This is a genomic window from Streptomyces sp. JH002, from assembly GCF_050916115.1.
In the GTDB taxonomy this organism is placed as follows: domain Bacteria; phylum Actinomycetota; class Actinomycetes; order Streptomycetales; family Streptomycetaceae; genus Streptomyces; species Streptomyces xiamenensis.
On sequence record NZ_CP087989.1, the window covers coordinates 574,170 to 592,307 of the forward strand.

An 18,138-nucleotide genomic window follows, 5' to 3' on the forward strand; every position below is an offset into this window, starting at 1 on the left:
GCATCCCGAGGAGCAGGAGAAGCAGTGAAGTTCACCGATGGCTACTGGCTGACGCGAGAGGGCGTGAAGCTGTCCTACGCCACGGAGGTCGGGGATGCCGTGGTCGCGGACGGCAGGTTCACCCTCTACGCCCCGGTGCGGCACGTGGAGCGCCGCGGCCACACGCTCAACAGCGCGCTGGTGACGGTGGAGTGCTCCTCGCCCGCCGAGGGGGTGATCTCGGTGCGCTCCACCCATCACGCCGGGGCGGTCGAGCGCGGCCCCGAGTTCGCGCTGCTTCCCGACCCGGCGGACGCGCCGGGGAAGGTCAACCGGGACGGCTCGGTCCTCGAACTGTCCAGCGGTTCCCTCGCGTTGCGGGTGGACACCGAGGGGCCCTGGCGCCTGGACTTCGTGGCGGACGGCAAGGTGCTGACCTCCGCCGAGAAGCGCGGGACCGGCTTCGCGGTCACCGACGACGGCCAGCACCACGCGCTGGGGCAGCTGTCGCTGGGCATCGGCGAGCTGGTGTACGGGCTGGGCGAGCGGTTCACGCCGTTCACCAAGAACGGCCAGACCGTGGACATCTGGCAGGCCGACGGCGGCACCGCCAGCGAGCAGGCGTACAAGAACATCCCGTTCTATCTCACCAACCGCGGCTACGGCGTCTTCGTGCGGCACCCGGGCAAGGTGTCCTACGAGATCGCCTCGGAGTCGGTGGGCCAGGTCCAGTTCAGCGTGGCGGACCAGTCCATCGAGTACCTGGTGATCCACGGGCCCACGCCCAAGGAGATCCTGGACCGCTTCACGGCGCTGACGGGCCGTCCGGCGCTGCCGCCGGCCTGGTCGTTCGGCCTATGGCTGTCGACGTCGTTCACCACCGACTACGACGAGGCGACCGTCAACCGCTTCGTGTCCGGCATGGCCGAGCGCGAGATCCCGCTGAGCGTCTTCCACTTCGACTGCTTCTGGATGAAGGAGTACCAGTGGTGCGACTTCACCTGGGACCCGGACGTCTTCCCGGACCCGGAGGGGATGCTGCGCCGGCTCAAGGACGACCGCGGGCTGCGGATCTGCGTGTGGATCAACCCGTACATCGGGCAGAAGTCGCCGCTGTTCGCCGAGGCCAAGGCGCTGGGCCATCTGGTGCGCAAGGCGAACGGCGACGTGTGGCAGTGGGACCTGTGGCAGGCCGGCATGGGCCTGGTGGACTTCACCAGCCCCGCGGCGCGCACCTGGTACCAGGACAAGCTGCGCACACTGCTGGGGCAGGGCGTGGACTGCTTCAAGACGGACTTCGGGGAGCGCATCCCCACCGATGTGGTGTGGCACGACGGTTCCGACCCGCAGCGGATGCACAACTACTACACGCAGCTGTACAACGAGGCGGTCTTCGAGGTGCTGACCGAGGCGCGCGGGGAGGGGGAGGCGGTGCTGTTCGCGCGCTCGGCGACGGCGGGCGGGCAGCAGTTCCCGGTGCACTGGGGCGGCGACTGCGAGTCGACGTTCACGGCGATGGCGGAGTCGCTGCGCGGCGGTCTGTCGCTGGGGCTGTCCGGCTTCGGGTTCTGGAGCCACGACATCGGCGGCTTCGAGGGCACCCCGACGCCCGAGGTCTTCAAGCGCTGGGTGCAGTTCGGACTGCTGTCCTCGCACAGCCGGCTGCACGGCTCCAACTCCTACCGGGTCCCGTGGGACTACGACGAGGAGGCGGTGACGGTCACCCGGGACTTCACCCGGCTCAAGCACCGGCTGATGCCGTACCTGTTCGAGGCGGGGGTGCGGGCCAGGCAGCACGGTACGCCGGTGATGCGGGCGATGGTGCTGGAGTTCCCGCACGATCCGGCCACCCACACCCTTGACCGGCAGTACATGCTCGGCGGGGATCTGCTGGTGGCGCCGGTGCTGTCGGCCGGCGGCGAGGTCGAGTACTACGTACCGGCCGGGACCTGGACGCATCTGCTGAGCGGGGAGCAGATCCAGGGTCCGGGCTGGCGGCGGGACCACTTCGGCTTCGACTCCCTGCCGCTGCTGGCCCGGCCCGGCTCGGTGATCCCGCTCGGTGACGCGGAGCGCGCCGCCGAAGGGGTGGAGTACGACTGGGCGGACGGGGTGACGCTGCGGGTGCACGCCCCGGCGGACGGTGTGGAGACGGTGACGGCGCTGCCGGCGCCCGACGGCTCCACGGCGGTCACCTTCCGCACCCGGCGGGACGGCGACGCGGTGACGGTCACGGCCGAGGCTGCCCGGGGCGCGGCGCTCGGTCCCTGGCAGGTGCAGCTGGCGGGCCCCGACGGCTACGCCGCCCCGGTCGCCGCCGGCGCGGGCAGCTCCTCGCTGACGGTGCGCACGGCCGGCTGACGCGGTCCACGGAGCCCCACGACCTGCCTGCAGGCCGCGGGGCTCCGTGGTGTGTGGGCGGGCCGCGAGCGGGCACCCGGGGGCGGATCGTCCGTCGTGGGAGGGCTGACCCGAGGAGGGATCCGGTGAGTGCGAAGACCGAGGCGCTGGCGCGGGCCGTGGTGGAGGAGTGCGGCCAGACGTACGCGGAACAGGCCGGCATCCGGCTGAAGGACACACCGGCGCCGCTGTACCAGGTGCTGGTGCTGTCGCATCTGCTGTCCGCGCGGATCAGGGCCGATGTGGCGGTGGCCGCAGCCCGGGCGCTGTTCGACGCCGGGATGCGCACCCCGCGCGCCATGGCGGACGCGACCTGGCAGCAGCGGGTCGACGCGCTGGGGGTGGGGCACTACCGCCGCTACGACGAGCGGACCGCCACCCAGCTGGGGGACGGAGCCCGGTTGCTGCTGGAGCGGTACGGCGGGGATCTGCGGCGGCTGCGCGAGGCGCCCGGGGATGTCGGCGAACGGCTCCAGGAGTTTCCCGGCATCGGCCCGCTGGGGGCGACCATCTTCCTGCGGGAGGTACAGGGCGTGTGGCCCCGGTTCGCGCCCTACATCGACGGCAAGGCGCTGGACGGGGCGCAGCGGGTGGGGCTGCCGCGTTCGCCGCGCGCGCTGAACCGGCTGGTGGGGCAGCGGGAGCTGCCGCGGCTGACGGCGGGGCTGGTGCGGGTCGCGCTCAACAAGGGCCTGGCCGAGGATGTACGTTCCCTGGCGCGCAACTGACTGTGCGCGCCGTGCGGTGGGTTTTCACGCTCATCCATCCGGGGACCCACAGCGGGGCATGCATGCCACGGCGCGTGGGAGGACGGATGAGCGGGATCGATGCGGGCGAGCTGGACACGCTGTGGGCGGAGTTCCGTGGCGTGGTGAACATGACCTCGCACGAGCTCTCGGCCTGGCTGCGCACGGCCGGCGGTGATCCGGGGCGGACCCACGGGCGCGGGGTCCTGGCCATTTTGCGCAAGCGCCGGATCGATCTGACGGCGGAGGACGTGCGGCTGATGCGCGAGGTGCTGGCCACCGTGCGGTCGGCCACCGCGACCGGGGGCGCGGGTGCCGGGATGGGCGAGCGACGCTACCGGCTGATGTCGCTGGGGCACGACCCGCTGCGCTGACCGGCCGGCGGGGGCGCACCCGCCGCGCCGCCCGGCGGCCGTCACAGGCCGTAGACGCGGCAGGCGGTACCGGCGAAGACCGCCGCGCGTTCCGGCTCGCTCAGTGCGCCGGTCAGTTCGGCGGCCGTCCCGAGGACCCGTCCGTACCCCGCCGCCAGCGTGCACACCGGCCAGTCGGAGCCGAACATCAGCCGGCCGGGACCGAAGCACTCCAGCGCGATGTCCGTGTACGGGCGCAGGTCCGCCGGGCTCCAGCGCCGCCAGTCCGCCTCGGTGACCAGACCGGAGAGCTTGGCGGTGGTGTTGGGCAGCGCGGCGAACTCCCGCAGCCGCGCCGCCCAGGGCTCCCTCTCCCCTGCGGCGATGGGCGGTTTGGCCAGGTGGTCCAGCACGAAGCTCAGCTGGGGCAGCAGTGCGGCGGCGCGGGTGGCGGCGGGCAGCTGGTGCGGCAGGATCACCAGGTCGTACGCGAGCCCGGCCGCCGCCACGGCCGCCAGACCGCGCAGGACGTCCGGGCGCAGCAGCCAGTGCGGGTCCGGCTCGCCCTGCACCTGGTGGCGGATGCCCGACAGCCGTGCGCCGCCCGGCAGTTCGCGTAACGCCGCGAGGTTCTCGGCGATGGCCGGGTCGCACAGGTCGCTCCAGCCGACCACACCGGCCACCGGGGCGCCGTCCACCTGCCTGGCGGCCAGGGCCAGCAGTTCGGGGGTTTCCTCGGGGACCGTGACGGTCTGCACCAGCACGGTGCCCACCACACCGGCCGCACGGGCCTGCGGCGCCAGGTCGGCCAGGGAGAAGTCGCGGCGGATCGGGGCGAGTTCCGGTTCGGCGAGCCATTCCTGATCGCGGACGGCGAGGTCCCACACATGGTGATGCGCGTCGATGACGTTCACCGCCGCTCCTCTCCCCCGGCCGGAACCGGAGCGTGCGGGGACAGCAGCCTCTCGGCGCGCAGTTCCTCCCACAGTCCGTCCGGGACCGGATGCCCGGACATCGCCACCGCGTCCCGCACCTCGGCGGCCGACCGCGCGCCGACCAGCACACTCACCACGGCCGGGTGCCCCAGCGGGAAGCGCAGGGCGGCGGCGCGCAGCGGTACGCCGTGCCCGGCCGCGATGTCCTTGATCCGCAGGGCACGGCGCAGCAGCGGTGCGGGGGCCGGGCGGTAGTCGTAGGAGGCTCCGGGGCGGGGGTCGGCGAGCAGCCCGCTGTTGAAGACCCCGCCGATGACGACGCCCACGCCGCGGGCCGCGGCGGCCGGCAGCAGTTCGCTCAGCCCGTCCTGGTCGAGGAGGGTGTAGCGGCCCGCCAGCAGCACCACGTCGATGTCGGTGTCCCGTACGAAGCGGGCCGGCATCGCCGACTGGTTCATGCCGACACCGATGGCGCCGACCGTGCCCTCGGCGCGCAGCCGTTCCAGCGCGGGGTAGGCCTCGGTGAGCGCCTGGTGCTCGTGGTCGTCCGGGTCGTGCAGCAGGACCAGGTCGGCGCGGTCCAGGCCGAGACGTTCCAGGCTGGCCTCCAGGGAGCGCCGTACGCCGTCGGCGGTGAAGTCCCACTGCCTGCGGTGGGTGGCCGGGACACCGGGGAACCCGTGCGCGCCGTCGTCGCCCGCCGCGGCCTTCCCCTCGTGAGGCACCAGGAGCCGGCCGACCTTGGTGGAGAGCGTCAGTTCGGCGCGGGGCCGGTGGGCCAGCGCCGCGCCGAGCCGGCGCTCGGACAGGCCGATCCCGTAGTGCGGTGCCGTGTCGAAGCCGCGGATGCCCAGTTCCCAGGCGGTGTCCACGGTCTGCCGGGCCTGTTCCCCGGACACCGGGGAGCCCAGGCCGGCCAGCGGGGCGCCGCCGAGGGAGAGTTCGCTGAAGGTGAGGCCGCCCCGCAGCCGTCGGCGGCGGAGCGTCATGAGGACCGGTCCGGCGCGTCCCCACCGCGCGGGCGCAGTCGCAGCCCGGCCATGCCCCCGTCGACGGCGAGCGCGGTGCCGGTGACGGATCCGGCGGCGGGCGAGGCCAGGTAGGCGATGGCGGCGGCCACCTCCTCGGCGCTCACCAGCCGCCCCATGGGCTGACGTGCGGTCAGCGCGGCGCGTTCGGCCTCGGGGTCCTCGGCCGCCGCGAGCAGCCGGCCGACCCAGGGGGTGTCGGCCGTACCGGGGTTGACACAGTTGACGCGGATGCCCTCGGCGATGTGGTCGGCCGCCATCGCCTGGGTGAGCGAGAGGACGGCGCCCTTGGTGGCCGAGTACAGGGCACGCTGCGGCAGTCCGGCGGTGGCGGCGATGGAGCAGGTGTTGACGACGGCGGCCCGCTCGGAGGCGCGCAGCAGCGGCAGGGCGGCGCGGGTGGTGCGCACGATGCCCAGCACGTTGATGTCCCAGACCCGGTGCCACTCCTCGTCGTCGTTGTCCTCGACGGTGCCGGCCGCGCCGATGCCGGCGTTGTTCACGAGGATGTCGAGGCCGCCGAGCGCGGTGCCGGCGGCGGAGACGGCCGCGCGCACGGAGATGTCGTCGGCCACGTCCGCGCGATAGCCGCGCAGCGGTGCGGTGGCCGGGGCCGGGTCGAGGTCCAGTACGGCGACGTCGGCGCCCCGGGCGGCGAGCAGTCGGGCGGTGGCCAGGCCGATGCCGGAGCCGCCGCCGGTGACCAGGGCGCGCAGCCCGGCGAGTTCACCGGGGGCGCTCATCGGTCCGCCCGACGGTCGCTGCCGGTACGGGGCTGGGGGCGCGGGGCCGTGACGAGGGGCATCGGCTGCCTTCCGGATCGGCGGGTTCGGCGGTGCGGACGGCGGGGCCGCTCACCGCGTGGAAACCCTAGGAGCCGCCCGGGGGCGGCACAAGACATCGGCCGCCCCCACCCCGCGTCAGTCGCCCACCGCTCCCGTCGGCTTGGGCGCCGGGACGCCGCCCGGCCGCCGTACGGGGGCGGGTTGCCGGGCGATGGCACGCCACCACAGGTCGGGGGCGGGCGGGGCGGCCGGTTCGAAGGAGGCGCCGGGCCGGGGCACCACCGCGCGCACACCCTGCCGTTCGCACTCGGCGAGGGTCCGCTCGGCGGGCTCGTCCCACGGATGCAGCGCCAGGTTGAACGTCCCCCAGTGGATGGGCAGCAGCACGCCCGCCTCGCCCGCCGGGCCGCTCAGATCCAGGTGCGCCCGTACCCCTTCCTCCGGGGTCATGTGGATGTCCGGCCAGTACTCCGCGCTGTAGGCGCCGATCTGCATCATCGTGGCGTCGAACGGGCCGAGTTCGGCACCGATCCGGGCGAAGCCGGGGAAGTAGCCGGTGTCACCGCTGTGGAAGATCCGGTGCCTCGGCCCGGTGACCGCCCACGAAGCCCACAGGGTCAGCCCGGTGTTGCGCATCCCGCGCCCGCAGAAGTGCTGCCCCGGGGTGGCGGTCAGGGTCAGCTCGCCGGCCGTGGTGGACTCCCACCAGTCCAGTTCGGTGATCCGCTCGGCGGGCACGCCCCAGTGTTCCAGGTGGGCGCCGACCCCCAGCGGTACGGCGAAGGGGGCGCCGGTGTCGATCAGCGCCTTGACGGTGGGCATGTCCAGATGGTCGTAGTGGTCGTGGGAGATGACCACGGCGTCCAGCGGCCCGAGTTCGGCCAGCGGCAGCGGCACCGGGTGCAGCCGCCGGGGCCCGGCGAAGCCGACGGGTGAGCAGCGCTCGCCCCACACCGGGTCGAACAGCACCCGGTGCCCGTCGATCTCGGCGAGCACGGTGGCGTGGCCGAGCCAGGTCAGGCGCAGCCCCGACGCGGCGACGGGACCCGCCTCGCCGGGTGCGGGAGCGAAGGCGGGACGGGCCAGCGGGGGCGCGGCAGTGGGACGACGGCGTACCCGGTCGGCCCGGCGGGTGAAGTCCCTGGCCATCCGCAGCGGGGAGTTCGGGGTGGCGCCGACGGGCTTCTCGTTGCGGAACGCGCCGTCGCGGAACTGGGGTGAGCGCCGGATCCTGGCCAGCCGTTCGCCGGTCGGGTCGGCGCCGAAGGACTCGGGCCGCACCCTGCTGACGACACCGGCGGGCCGCGCTCCGGGGGTGGAGCGCCGGCCTGAGGATGTTGCGGACACGATGACCTCCTCGCCATACCTCCGGTCACTGTAACCGAACGGGGTGTCGAGTCCGTTGCCGTGTGTGGTCGGGCGGGGGCCGAAAAATCGATCGCCCGGCTGACTCCCCCGGTCGGGAGCGACCGTAGGGTGACGTCCATGGATCGCACCCGGGCCAGCAAGCGCCGTCTTCCGATCAACGCCGATGGCGGGTGGGCCCTCCTGCTGCTGATCCTGTGCGGGTCGCACATCGCGGTGGATCCCGAGCTGCGGGACTCGGCGGCGGTGGTGGCGCTGGTGGTCGGGGCGATCATGTCGGCCGCGGTGGCGGTGCGCCGGCGCAGTCCGGAGAAGGTGCTGCTGCTGGCGCTGGTGGTGTGCGTGGTGCAGATCGTGCTGGGCTTCGGCCCGCTGAGCACGATGTTCGCGGTGTTCGTGGCGATAGCGACGGCCGCCAACCACGGCGCGCCCTGGGCGGCGTGGCTGGCGCTGCTGGGCGGGCTGGCGACCGCGCTGCTGGCGGGGGTGGTGACCGCGGCGAGCCAGCCCGATCCGCTGCGGATGGCGTTCGGGGTGGTGCTGTGGCTGTCGGTGCCGTTCACGCTGAGCTGGGCGCTGGGCCACCGGGCCCGGTTCCGGCGCGGCTACCGCCGGCAGCTCGCCGAACGCGCCGCCTCCCAGGCCAGCCTGGACGCCACCTGCCGGCGGGCGGCGCTGGTCACCACGCGGGTGGAGATCTGCCGCGAGATGTACGACATCACCGGACACCGGCTGGCGGGCATGGTGGTGCAGGCGGACGCCGCCGGGCGGGTGCTGGCGACATCGCCGGACCAGGCCGGGCAGGCGCTGGAGGCGATATCGGAGGCGGGCCACGCCTCGGAGCACGAGCTGCGCCAGGCGCGGGTGCTGCTGCGGCAGGGCGACTGACACCGCCGGAAAGCCCTCCAGGGAGTACCCGGGGAGCATGGGATGCGAGGCGGCGGGGGACAATCCGCGTGCGGCGGTCGAGCGGTGTGGGGAACACTGGGCGGATGAGCCCGGCGACCCCCCGCAGCGCGCAGGAACGGGCCCTGGCCCATGTCGCCGGGCGGGCCTCGGGCCCTCCGCTGGATCCGGGGCTGCGGGTGACCCTCAACTTCCACCCGGACCGGCTGTGCGACGGCCGGCCGATCCTGGACGCCATGGCCGAGGACGGCGTCTACCGCTCACAGTTCGTCACGGGAACCAGCAACGGCGGGCTGACCGCACACCCCGGCGGCGACCGGTGGCACTGGGAGAGCCGGATGTTCGGCGGGGCGTACGACGACGCGCCCGCCCATGAGCGGCCCGTCTACGGGGCGTTGAACTTCCGCCGCAAGCCCGTCGGGGCGGCGCCGCGGTTCGGCTCCGCGCACTTCCGGCTGGCGGCCGGGACGTCGGCGCGGACCACGTTCTGCTATCCGGACAGTTTCCTGGCCCCCTCCCACTTCGGCTCGGCAGCCCGGATGGGGCTCATCGGGCCGGCCCTCGCGGATCGCCGGGACGACCTCGACGACTACATCGAGGCGCAGGTCCACGGGGCGGTGCGACCGGCGTGCCACGCGGAGGCACTCGTCCTGGACCCGTGCTACCGGGGTACGGCCGTCGAGGAGGCGGCCCTGCGCCTGGGCTGCCCCGTGGAGTGGCACCCCGGGTTCCGGCTGGAGGTGCGTGAACTCCTGCGGCATTCCGGCTATCGCGGTCCCGAGTATGTCGACCTGGGCGCACGGATCGCCGTCGGCGGCGTACTCGATCCGCGCGCCGTCGGGGACGCGGCGCGGACCGGTGACCACGACCCGCAGGCGCTCAAGAAGGTGTGGCACTGCCTGGCGCGTTTCGGGGCGCCGGGCACCGCCGCCGGGCGGACGGCGCGCCCGGCACCGGCGCGGGGGGCGGTCCTCGACGGTCCGGGCGGAGCGGCAGGTCCGGCGGGCTGAGGGCCCGCGCCGGTCAGGAGGGGCCGACGGCCTTGTCCGCCATGTCCTGGAGATCCGGCAGGATCTCGTGGACGGCACCGTCGCCCGGCTGGTCGCCGATCCAGTCGATGAGCTGCTGCCGGGTGATGACCACCGTCGAGCGGTTCACGTCCTCCGCCGCCCAGACCTCGATCCTGGGCGCCTCCCCGGTGTCGACGTACAGCACCGGGTCATCGGCCGGGGAGGCGAGCAGGGTCCGGACGTGGAAGGCGGTGATCGCTGGGGCGGGTGCGTGGTCCATGTCAGCCTCCGGGGTCATGGTGCGGACTCGTAGTACTCCTTCTCCGGTACGCGCGACTCACACCTGCCGCCGCCCCGCGCCCACCGGTTCCCGGCTCCGCGCCCCCGGCGGTGCCGTGCTCAGCGGCGCGGCGCCCAGGCCCTGTCTGACACATCCCGCCTGGCCCACGTCGCTCCCCCAGCCTTCGGCCGGGAGGTGCCCCCAGCACCGGACAACGCGGGCCTGACCGGCGCCATGTGTCAGACAGGACCTAGGCGGCCGGGCCGGTCCTGGCGGGGTCCGGGCGGTGCACGCCGCGCGGGCGGTAGCCGAGCAGGTCGGCCTGGCCGGTGAGGTCGGCGAGCAGCCAGACGATGGCCAGCCACATCTCGGTGCCCTGGAGCCCCGGGGCGCGGCCGGGTCCGCCGCCCTCCGGGGTGGGGCCGAAGCCGAATCCCTGGCCGGGGTGCCACAGTTCGAGGGTGCGGTCCAGCTGGGCCCCGGCCCAGCGCCGGATCTCCTCGGCGCGGTGCGTGCTCTGCCGCCCCGCCAGCCACAAGGGGTGGGCGACGTCCAGGACAAAGCAGGCGTTGTCGCGTCCGGGGCCGAACCAGCGCGGGTCGCGGGCGTGGTCGAGCACCGTGTCGATGACCCGTTCGGGGTGCGGCACGGGGACCCCGAACTGGGCGAACGAGCCGCGCGTGAGCCGGTAGTAGCCGTTGACGAGCTGGAGCTGCCCCTGGTCCGGGCTGGTACCGCCCCACATGCCGGTGCGGGGGTCGGCCCGGGTGAGCAGCCAGCCGAACAGCGCCTCCAGCGCGCCGGGGCCCGCCGGTTCGGTGCCCAGCGTCAGGTTCCAGTGCGCGGCGGTGGCCACCGCGTCCACCCAGCTCCCCGCGTGCCAGGCGCGTTCGTCCCAGGGCTGGTCCGCCAGGCGTTCCAGCAGCCGCGCCGCGGAGAGCCCGCCGACGGCCCGGACCGGGTGCTCGAAGGAACTGCCGAGCAGGTCGAGGGCGTAGCCCACGGACAGGATGTGGTACAGCGCGGCGCCGTCGTCGACGAAGCCGTCGGGGCCCGGGGCGGGCAGCGGGCCGCCCTTCTCCGGCACCAGTCCGGTGACCGGGTCCTGGAGCGCGCGTAGCAGGGCGACGTGCCGTTCGGCCGGCAGCTGCGCGGGGGCGGCGTCCAGCAGCAGGTCGGCGATCTCGATCGCGTCGCAGTGCGCGCGGACGGTCGGCTCCGCGCCGGGCCGGTCGCGGTAGGCGGCGCCGTCCCAGGCGCGTTCGAGGATGCCCGGGGCCTGCGCGCGGGCGGTGTCGGCGAAGCGGGTGAGCCGCTCCTCGCGGCCTCCGCCACCGGCCGCGCCCCGCCGCTTGCCGTCCCGGTCGCGGCGGTCGCGGATGAAGCGGGCGGGGTTGCCGCCGACCATGGCCCAGTCGGGGACGTCCCGGGTGACCACGGCGCCGGCTCCGATGACGCAGTGGTCGCCGATGGTGACCCCGTCCAGGATGACCACCTGCGAGCCGATCCACACGTCGTCGCCGATGGTGATCCCCCGGCTGGTGGTGGGCTGTTGGTGGATGCGCCGCTCCGGCGCGGTGGAGTGGTTGAAGCCCAGCAGGGAGGTGTGGGCGCCGATCCGGACCGCCTCGCCGAGGGTGACGGTGCCGCGCACGGTGGTGAAGGGGTTGAAGGTGCAGTCGGCGCCGGTGGTGAGGGTGCCGGTGAGGTAGGCGTGGGCGGCGACGTAGGACCCCTCCCCCAGGCGCAGCCGGTCGGGGTGGACGGCGGCGCGCGCCGAGACGTAGCAGCGCTCGCCGATCTCGGCGGTGCCCGCGGCGGTCAGCAGCCGCTGGCGCTCGCGCTGGGCGGCGCGCTGCTCCTCGGTGGCCTCGGCCTCGAAGAGCCAGGGAAGGAAGTCGAGCCGGTCGTCGTCGTGGTGGTTCATCCGGAGGGCCTCACCTGGGGCTGGGGTGCGCGGGCGTCGAGTATGAATCGGTTCAAACGCTAGACGCGCCCCCGGGTCCCGGGCAAGGAGGTGTCCGGGACCCGGGCGCAGCCGGTGAACGGACCTCAGTCGCCGCTGCCGAACGCCGCGTCGAAGGAGGCGGCCGGCGGCGGGTAGTCGTACGCGCGCAGCCGGGCCAGCGCCTCGGGGGCGCCCGCGAGCCGGTCCATCCCGGCGTCCTCCCACTCCACGGAGATGGGGCCCTCGTAGCCGATGGCGCCCAGCATCCGGAAGACGTCCTCCCAGGCGACGTCACCGTGGCCCGCCGAGACGAAGTCCCAGCCGCGGCGGGGGTCACCCCACGGCAGGTGGGAGCCGAGCCGCCCGGTGCGGCCGTCTAGGCGCTTGCGGGCCTCCTTGCAGTCGACGTGGTAGATGCGGTCCCGGAAGTCGTACAGGAAGCCCGCCGGGTCCAGGTCCTGCCACACGAAGTGGCTGGGGTCGAAGTTGAGGCCGAACGCCGGGCGGTTGCCGATGGCGTCCAGGGTCTGCCGGGTGGTCCAGTAGTCGTAGGCGATCTCGCCGGGGTGCACCTCGTGGGCGAACCGCACGCCCTCGGCGTCGAAGACGTCCAGGATGGGGTTCCAGCGCTCGGCGAAGTCGGCGTAGCCGCGCTCGATCATGGACGGCGGCACCGGCGGGAACATCGCGACCAGGTGCCAGATGGGCGAGCCGGTGAAACCGATGACGGTCTGTACGCCGAAGGCGGCGGCGGCCCGGGCGGTGTCGGCGATCTCGGCGGCGGCGCGCTGCCGTACGCCCTCGGCCTCGCCGTCGCCCCAGATCCGGGCGGGCAGGATGTTCTGGTGGCGTTCGTCGATGATGGCGTCGCTCACCGCCTGGCCGACCAGGTGGTTGGAGATGGCCCAGCACTTGAGGCCGTACTTGGCGAGCAGAGCGTGCCGGCCCTCCAGGTAGCCGGGCTCCTTCAGGGCGCGGTCGACCTCGAAGTGGTCGCCCCAGCAGGCGAGTTCCAGTCCGTCGTAGCCGAAGTCGCGGGCCAGCGAGCAGACCTCCTCCAGGGGGAGGTCGGCCCACTGGCCGGTGAACAGGGTGAAGTCACGGGGCATGGTGTTAACTCCTGTCGACAGGTGCGGGGGCGTACGGCGGGTCCGTCACGCCGGTGTGCGGGCGGCCCTTCCGTTCGGTCGGTCGGGTGGGTGGGTCGGGCCGGTCCGTCGGTGGTCCTTCGGTGGCCGGTCAATGGGGAGCGGGCGGGTAGCTGAAGAGGTGGTCGCTGATGAGCCGGGCGGCTCCGATAACCCCGGCGACGGGGCCGAGTTCGCCCAGCACGATGGGCAGGTTGCCGGTGGCCAGCGGCAGGGACTGCCGGTAGACCTGGGTGCGGATGGCGGCCAGCAGGGTGTGGCCGAGTCCGGTCACCCCGCCGCCGATCACCACCAGCGCGGGGTTGAAGAAGCTGACCAGGGCGGCGATCACATCGCCGGTGCGCAGGCCGCCGAGCCGGATGAGTTCGAGGGCGGCGGTGTCCCCCGCGCTCGCCGCCGCGGCCACGTCGGCCGCGTCCAGCGTGCCGCGCTCCTCCAGCATGGCGGCCAGCGCCGGGGAATGCCCCGCCCTGGCGGCGGCCTCGGCGTCCCCGGCCAGGGCGGCGCCGCCGAAGTACGCCTCCAGGCAGCCCCGGTTGCCGCACGGGCAGGGCCGGCCGTCCTGTTCGACCTGGATGTGGCCGATGTCCCCGGCGCTGCCGGTGGCACCGCGGTGCACCCGGCCGTCCACCACGATGCCGCAGCCGATACCGGTGCCGATCTTGACGCAGATGAAGTCCCGTACGGAGTGGGCGACTCCGGCGTGCCGTTCGCCCAGCGCCATCAGGTTCACGTCGTTGTCGACCATGACCGGGCAGCCCAGTTCCTGCCCCAGGGACTCGCGGACCGGGAACCCGTCCCAGCCGGGCATGATCGGCGGGGCCACCGGCGTCCCCTCGGGATGGCGCACCGGTCCCGGCAGGCCGACCCCGGCGCCGTCGAAGGCCGCGCCGCCGGTGGCGGTGCGCAGTTCGGCGGCCAGCGCCAGCACCTGTTCGAGGACGGCCACCGGCCCGTCCCGGACGTCGACCGGGCGGGTGCGGTGGGCCAGAATCTCCAACTCGGGTCCGGTCACCGCGACATCCACCGAGGTGGCGCCGAGGTCCACACCGAGGAACCGCAAGTGTGGGGTCAGCCGCACATTGTGTGAGGGACGGCCACCACGGGAGGCGGCCAGGCCATCGGCGGCCACCAGACCGGTGGCCAGCAGCCGGTCCAGTTCCACCGCCAGCCGGGACCGGGAGAGTTCGACCCGCTCGCCCAGCTGGGCCCGGGAGGCGGGACCGCTGTCGCGCAGCAGCCGCAGCAGCCGCGCCTGGTGGGCGTTGGCGGGCCGGGCCGTCATACGCTTCACGAACCCTCCCGCCGTGGTCGGCAACCGGTGCCCCGGGCGGCGGCCGGCCGCCGGGCTTCGGTGGGGAACGTAACAGCGCGAAGCCGCGACGGGAAGAAGTTCGGCAAAGTTCGGTCCACCTTTTTCCTGTTTCTGGACAAAGTCTGACGCGACAAGCCGCACGACCCCGGAGCGGGTCGCGCGGAACGCCTAGACTGCCCGATCCAGGAACACCCGGGCGACACACGGCCCAAGGACCCCGCCGTGCCGTCGCGCACCCCCTCCGTTCACTTCTCCCCCCGGGACCGCCCCATGCGAAGCAGTACCCAGGTGCTCAAGCGGGCGGCGACCGCGTGGAAGCGAGAACCAGCCGCGCCCACGCCACGTCCGCCGCTGATCAGGGAGCTGCTGCTCCTGACCGTGCTCTATCTCGGGTACAAGTTCGGCAGACGGGCGGCCAACGGCCAGTTCAGCGAGGCGTACCAGAACGCCGAACGGGTCTGGGACCTCGAACGCGCCCTGCGCATGCCCGACGAGGCGTGGGTGCAGTCGGTGATGATGCACTTCGAGCCGGTGATCCGGTCCATCAACATCTACTACGCCACCGTCCACTTCCCGGCCACCGTCGCGTTCATCATCTGGATGTACTGGCGACGCCCGGGCTTCTACGTGTGGATCCGCTGGGTGCTGGTGTGGCTCACCGGCGCCGGCCTGGTGCTGCATCTGCTGGTGCCGCTGGCACCGCCCCGGCTGTACAAGGTCAGCGGACTGGTGGACACCAGCGCGGTGTTCGGGCCCTCGGTGTACGCCAGCAAGCCGGACCCCAACTCGCTGGCCAACCAGTTCGCCGCCATGCCCTCGCTGCACGTCGGCTGGTCGATCCTCATCGCTGTCGGGCTGATCGTGGCCACCCGCAGCCGCTGGCGCTGGCTGTGGCTGCTGCACCCGCTGATCACCGGCACGGCGGTGGTGGCCACCGGCCACCACTACTGGCTGGACGGCATGGTGGCCGCGTTCTTCCTCGGCGTCATCCTGCTCGTCCTGCGGCCGCCGCGCGCCTCACTCGCCGCGGCGGTGCGGACACCGCTGACCCTGTGGCGGCCCGCGGCGGAGCCGGACCGGCCACCGGGGGCCGCCCCGGTGCGGCCCGCGCCCGAACGCGGGGAATCCGCCGGCGCGGAGCCCTCCGCCGCGCGGCCGGCGGATCTGGCCCACCGGGACGGCTGAGGCGGTACGTGCCGGTCCGGCGCGGGTGGTGTGCGCGGGGTCAGCCCTTGACGCACACCACCTGCTTCAGCTCGGCCACTACCTCCACCAGGTCCCGCTGGGCGTCGATGACCTGCTCGATCGGCTTGTAGGCGCCGGGGATCTCATCCACGACCCCGCTGTCCTTGCGGCACTCCACGCCCTGGGTCTGCTCGGCCAGATCGCGTGCGGTGAACCGCTTCTTCGCCTGGTTGCGGCTCATCCGCCGCCCCGCGCCGTGCGAGGCGGACTGGAAGGAGGCCGGGTTCCCGAGCCCCTTGACGATGTACGAACCGGTGCCCATCGAACCGGGGATGATCCCGAACTCGCCGCTGCCCGCCCGGATCGCTCCCTTGCGGGTGACCAGCAGGTCCACACCGTCGTACCGTTCCTCGGCCACATAGTTGTGATGACACGAGATGGTGTCGCCGAACGTGGGCTTCGCCTTCTTGAACTCCTTGATGATCACGGTGCGCAGCAGCCCCATCATGACCTCACGGTTGCGCCGGGCGTACTCCTGCGCCCAGAACAGGTCGTGCCGGTAGGCGGCCATCTGCGGGGTGTCCGCGACGAACACCGCCAGATCGCGGTCCACGAGTCCCTGGTTGTGCGGCAGCTTCTGGGCCTGTCCGATGTGGAAGTCGGCCAGCTCCTTGCCGATATTGCGGGACCCGGAGTGCAGCATCAGCCATACCACGCCATGGCTATCTACACATACTTCGATAAAATGATTTCCGCCTCCGAGCGATCCCATCTGCTGGCCCGCCCGTTCCCGCCGGAAACGGACCTGCTGGGCGATCCCGTCGAAGCGGGCCCAGAAATCGTCCCAGCCCGCGCCGGGCAGTCCGTAGATCTTCGCCGGATCCACCGGTTCCTTGTGCAGACCGAATCCGACCGGGATCGACTGTTCGATGCGCGAACGGAGCCGGGAGAGATCGCCCGGCAGATCGTTCGCGGTCAGTGAGGTCTTCACCGCCGTCATCCCGCAGCCGATGTCGACACCCACCGCGGCCGGACAGACCGCCCCGCGCATCGCGATGACCGAGCCGACCGTGGCGCCCTTTCCGAAGTGCACGTCGGGCATCACGGCCAGGCCCTCGATCCACGGAAGCGTCGCCACATTCTGGAGCTGACGCATCGCCTGGTCCTCGACGGTCGCCGGATCGGCCCACATCCGGATCGGAACACGGGCGCCCGGCACTTCGGTGTAGCTCATGATTTCCCCATTCCCCCTGGTGATCATCGGATTTCATTGTCGCGGTCTCACCCGGCACAGGGGCAACCGGTTTTACCCGGCCCGGGGCGGGGCAACTGACTCCCCTTGTGATGTCGGAGAGCGGACCTCTATGGTTGAGCCGCCACAACCGCCTTGATCAGAACGTGATCTGAGGACGCGTCACCCGATCAGCAGGCCAAGGAGGGATCCGCCCATGGCCAGTCATGGACGCCATCGCCGCTACAAGCCGAGCACGGTCTCCCGCGCATCGCTGACCGTCACGGCGGGCGGAGCCGGCCTCGCACTGCCGCTGATCAGTGCCGCGACCGCCGAGGCCGCCTCGGTGGAGACCTGGGACCAGGTCGCCGAGTGCGAGAGCAGCGGCCAGTGGGACATCGACACGGGCAACGGGTACTTCGGCGGCCTCCAGTTCCAGCAGAGCACCTGGGAGGCGTTCGGCGGCACCGCCTACGCCGCCCGCGCCGACCAGGCCACCAAGGACCAGCAGATAGCCGTCGCCGAGAAAGTGCTGGAGGGCCAGGGCCCCGGCGCCTGGCCCACCTGCTCCGATCGGGCCGGCCTCACCCGGGGCGGGGACGCCCCGCGGATCTCCCCGGACGGCGGCGCCGGCGAGCAGGTCGCGGAGCGCGCCGAGGAGCGCGCCGAGCCCGCACCCCAGGTGCGGACCCAGGCCGCCGGCCAGGTCCGCACCGACACCGCCGACCCGTACGAGGTGGTCAGCGGCGACACGCTCTCCGCGATCGCCCGCAGCCACGAGGTGACGGGCGGCTGGCAGTCGCTGTACGACCTCAACCGGGAGGTCATCGGCGGCAACCCCGACCTGATCTACCCCGGACAGCGGCTCTCCCTGGCCGGCGGCGGCGCCACCGAGGCCCCCGAGCGGGTCCGCGAGACCCCGCCCGAGCAGGCGGCCGAGCCGGAGCCGGCTCCCGCCCCCACACCGGAACCGGAGCCCGAGCCGGAACCCGCGCCCGCGCCCGCTCCCGAGACGGCCGCGTACTCCTCCCCGGTGGACGCCTCCACCGGCACGGCGTACCGCACCACCGGCAGCCTGTGGTCCCGCGGCTACCACACCGGGGTCGACTTCCCGGTGTCCACCGGCACCTCGGTCAAGTCCGTCACCCAGGGCACGGTGGTCTCCGCGGGCTGGGGGGGCTCCTTCGGCTACGAGGTCATCGTCAAACACACGGACGGCAAATACAGCCAGTACGCGCATCTGTCACAGATCTCGGTGTCCGCGGGACAGCCGGTCAGCGGCGGACAGCAGCTGGGCCGGGCCGGCTCCACCGGCAATTCCACCGGACCGCATCTGCACTTCGAGATCCGCACCGGACAGGGCTTCGGCACGGATATCGACCCCATCGGCTATCTGCGGGGCAACGGCGTCACCCTCTGAGGCATTCCGCAGGGTGCTGGTGTGCGCTCGCACACCAGCACCCTGCGGAAACCGGACAGATACCCCGCTAACCACCCAGAATGAGGAAGTCACCGTTCCGTTTT

Annotated in this window: 16 protein-coding genes; 7 read left to right on the top strand and 9 right to left on the bottom strand. The window is 73.1% G+C overall.

Annotated elements, in window-relative coordinates; all coding sequences use genetic code 11:
* Positions 1–24 precede the first annotated feature (24 nt).
* From yicI to H7827_RS02300, 3 genes are all read left to right on the top strand, one after another.
* On the top strand, positions 25–2,340 hold the full coding sequence (gene yicI, locus H7827_RS02290; protein ID WP_432742233.1) for an alpha-xylosidase: 2,316 nt from the start codon (positions 25–27) through the stop codon (positions 2,338–2,340).
* Positions 2,341–2,465: 125 nt separating this feature from the next.
* Positions 2,466–3,107, top strand: coding sequence for an endonuclease (locus H7827_RS02295; RefSeq protein WP_386540076.1), 642 nt, complete (start codon positions 2,466–2,468; stop codon positions 3,105–3,107).
* 86 nt (positions 3,108–3,193) lie between these two features.
* Positions 3,194–3,499 (top strand): DUF3140 domain-containing protein, encoded by a 306-nt coding sequence (locus H7827_RS02300; RefSeq protein ID WP_432742235.1) that lies wholly within the window; start codon positions 3,194–3,196, stop codon positions 3,497–3,499.
* 41 nt (positions 3,500–3,540) lie between these two features.
* On the opposite strand, the gene H7827_RS02305 is transcribed toward H7827_RS02300, so the two are convergent.
* The 4 genes from H7827_RS02305 to H7827_RS02320 form a co-directional block, all read right to left on the bottom strand.
* A complete protein-coding gene (locus H7827_RS02305; protein WP_432742237.1) occupies positions 3,541–4,392 on the bottom strand; it encodes an amidohydrolase family protein in 852 nt (283 codons plus the stop codon).
* Positions 4,389–5,402 (bottom strand): aldo/keto reductase, encoded by a 1,014-nt coding sequence (locus tag H7827_RS02310; protein WP_432742239.1) that lies wholly within the window; start codon positions 5,400–5,402, stop codon positions 4,389–4,391. The genes H7827_RS02305 and H7827_RS02310 overlap by 4 nt, the downstream gene beginning before the upstream one ends.
* Positions 5,399–6,184, bottom strand: a complete 786-nt coding sequence (locus H7827_RS02315) for an SDR family NAD(P)-dependent oxidoreductase (protein ID WP_432742241.1) — start codon at positions 6,182–6,184, stop codon at positions 5,399–5,401. Before H7827_RS02315 ends, H7827_RS02310 begins: the two co-directional genes overlap by 4 nt.
* Before the next feature lie 177 nt (positions 6,185–6,361).
* Entirely contained in the window at positions 6,362–7,573 is a 1,212-nt protein-coding gene (locus H7827_RS02320) for an MBL fold metallo-hydrolase (RefSeq protein WP_386540069.1), read from the bottom strand.
* A 138-nt stretch (positions 7,574–7,711) separates the two neighbouring features.
* On the opposite strand from H7827_RS02320, the gene H7827_RS02325 reads away from it, so the two are divergent.
* Together H7827_RS02325 and H7827_RS02330 are read left to right on the top strand one after the other, a co-directional pair.
* Complete coding sequence (locus H7827_RS02325; protein ID WP_386540068.1) at positions 7,712–8,479, top strand: DUF7134 domain-containing protein; 768 nt, start codon at positions 7,712–7,714, stop codon at positions 8,477–8,479.
* 104 nt (positions 8,480–8,583) lie between these two features.
* The gene (locus H7827_RS02330) at positions 8,584–9,507 is read left to right on the top strand and encodes a DUF3626 domain-containing protein (protein WP_432742244.1); all 924 of its coding nucleotides are present in this window, start codon (positions 8,584–8,586) and stop codon (positions 9,505–9,507) included.
* Between the two features lie 13 nt (positions 9,508–9,520).
* Here the strand turns inward: H7827_RS02330 and H7827_RS02335 are convergent, their stop codons facing one another.
* From H7827_RS02335 to H7827_RS02350, 4 genes are all read right to left on the bottom strand, one after another.
* Positions 9,521–9,787: a hypothetical protein gene (locus H7827_RS02335; protein ID WP_364241845.1), complete on the bottom strand. Its 267-nt coding sequence runs from the start codon at positions 9,785–9,787 to the stop codon at positions 9,521–9,523.
* Positions 9,788–10,037: 250 nt separating this feature from the next.
* Positions 10,038–11,714, bottom strand: coding sequence for an acyltransferase (locus H7827_RS02340; protein ID WP_432742246.1), 1,677 nt, complete (start codon positions 11,712–11,714; stop codon positions 10,038–10,040).
* Positions 11,715–11,839: 125 nt separating this feature from the next.
* The gene (locus tag H7827_RS02345; RefSeq protein WP_200362847.1) at positions 11,840–12,844 is read right to left on the bottom strand and encodes a sugar phosphate isomerase/epimerase family protein; all 1,005 of its coding nucleotides are present in this window, start codon (positions 12,842–12,844) and stop codon (positions 11,840–11,842) included.
* A gap of 130 nt (positions 12,845–12,974) precedes the next feature.
* Positions 12,975–14,168, bottom strand: coding sequence for an ROK family transcriptional regulator (locus H7827_RS02350; RefSeq protein ID WP_030731594.1), 1,194 nt, complete (start codon positions 14,166–14,168; stop codon positions 12,975–12,977).
* Positions 14,169–14,468: 300 nt separating this feature from the next.
* Here H7827_RS02350 and H7827_RS02355 point away from each other — a divergent pair, with 300 nt between their 5' ends.
* Positions 14,469–15,383, top strand: a complete 915-nt coding sequence (locus tag H7827_RS02355; RefSeq protein WP_432742248.1) for a phosphatase PAP2 family protein — start codon at positions 14,469–14,471, stop codon at positions 15,381–15,383.
* 40 nt (positions 15,384–15,423) lie between these two features.
* Here H7827_RS02355 and H7827_RS02360 read toward each other — a convergent pair whose 3' ends face one another.
* Positions 15,424–16,617, bottom strand: coding sequence for an RtcB family protein (locus H7827_RS02360; RefSeq protein WP_432742250.1), 1,194 nt, complete (start codon positions 16,615–16,617; stop codon positions 15,424–15,426).
* 214 nt (positions 16,618–16,831) lie between these two features.
* On the opposite strand from H7827_RS02360, the gene H7827_RS02365 reads away from it, so the two are divergent.
* On the top strand, positions 16,832–18,034 hold the full coding sequence (locus tag H7827_RS02365; protein ID WP_432742252.1) for a transglycosylase family protein: 1,203 nt from the start codon (positions 16,832–16,834) through the stop codon (positions 18,032–18,034).
* The last annotated feature ends 104 nt before the right edge of the window (positions 18,035–18,138 follow it).

What these genes read in the sequence shown, in the direction of transcription:
- H7827_RS02300 (WP_432742235.1), top strand. Translation starts at nt 3,194, where the DNA reads ATGAGCGGGATCGATGCGGGCGAGCTGGACACGCTGTGGGCGGAGTTC.
- H7827_RS02310 (WP_432742239.1), bottom strand. Translation starts at nt 5,402, where the DNA reads ATGACGCTCCGCCGCCGACGGCTGCGGGGCGGCCTCACCTTCAGCGAA.
- H7827_RS02315 (WP_432742241.1), bottom strand. Translation starts at nt 6,184, where the DNA reads ATGAGCGCCCCCGGTGAACTCGCCGGGCTGCGCGCCCTGGTCACCGGC.
- H7827_RS02325 (WP_386540068.1), top strand. Translation starts at nt 7,712, where the DNA reads ATGGATCGCACCCGGGCCAGCAAGCGCCGTCTTCCGATCAACGCCGAT.
- H7827_RS02330 (WP_432742244.1), top strand. Translation starts at nt 8,584, where the DNA reads ATGAGCCCGGCGACCCCCCGCAGCGCGCAGGAACGGGCCCTGGCCCAT.
- H7827_RS02335 (WP_364241845.1), bottom strand. Translation starts at nt 9,787, where the DNA reads ATGGACCACGCACCCGCCCCAGCGATCACCGCCTTCCACGTCCGGACC.
- H7827_RS02340 (WP_432742246.1), bottom strand. Translation starts at nt 11,714, where the DNA reads ATGAACCACCACGACGACGACCGGCTCGACTTCCTTCCCTGGCTCTTC.
- H7827_RS02345 (WP_200362847.1), bottom strand. Translation starts at nt 12,844, where the DNA reads ATGCCCCGTGACTTCACCCTGTTCACCGGCCAGTGGGCCGACCTCCCC.
- H7827_RS02350 (WP_030731594.1), bottom strand. Translation starts at nt 14,168, where the DNA reads ATGACGGCCCGGCCCGCCAACGCCCACCAGGCGCGGCTGCTGCGGCTG.
- H7827_RS02355 (WP_432742248.1), top strand. Translation starts at nt 14,469, where the DNA reads ATGCGAAGCAGTACCCAGGTGCTCAAGCGGGCGGCGACCGCGTGGAAG.
- H7827_RS02360 (WP_432742250.1), bottom strand. Translation starts at nt 16,617, where the DNA reads ATGAGCTACACCGAAGTGCCGGGCGCCCGTGTTCCGATCCGGATGTGG.
- H7827_RS02365 (WP_432742252.1), top strand. Translation starts at nt 16,832, where the DNA reads ATGGCCAGTCATGGACGCCATCGCCGCTACAAGCCGAGCACGGTCTCC.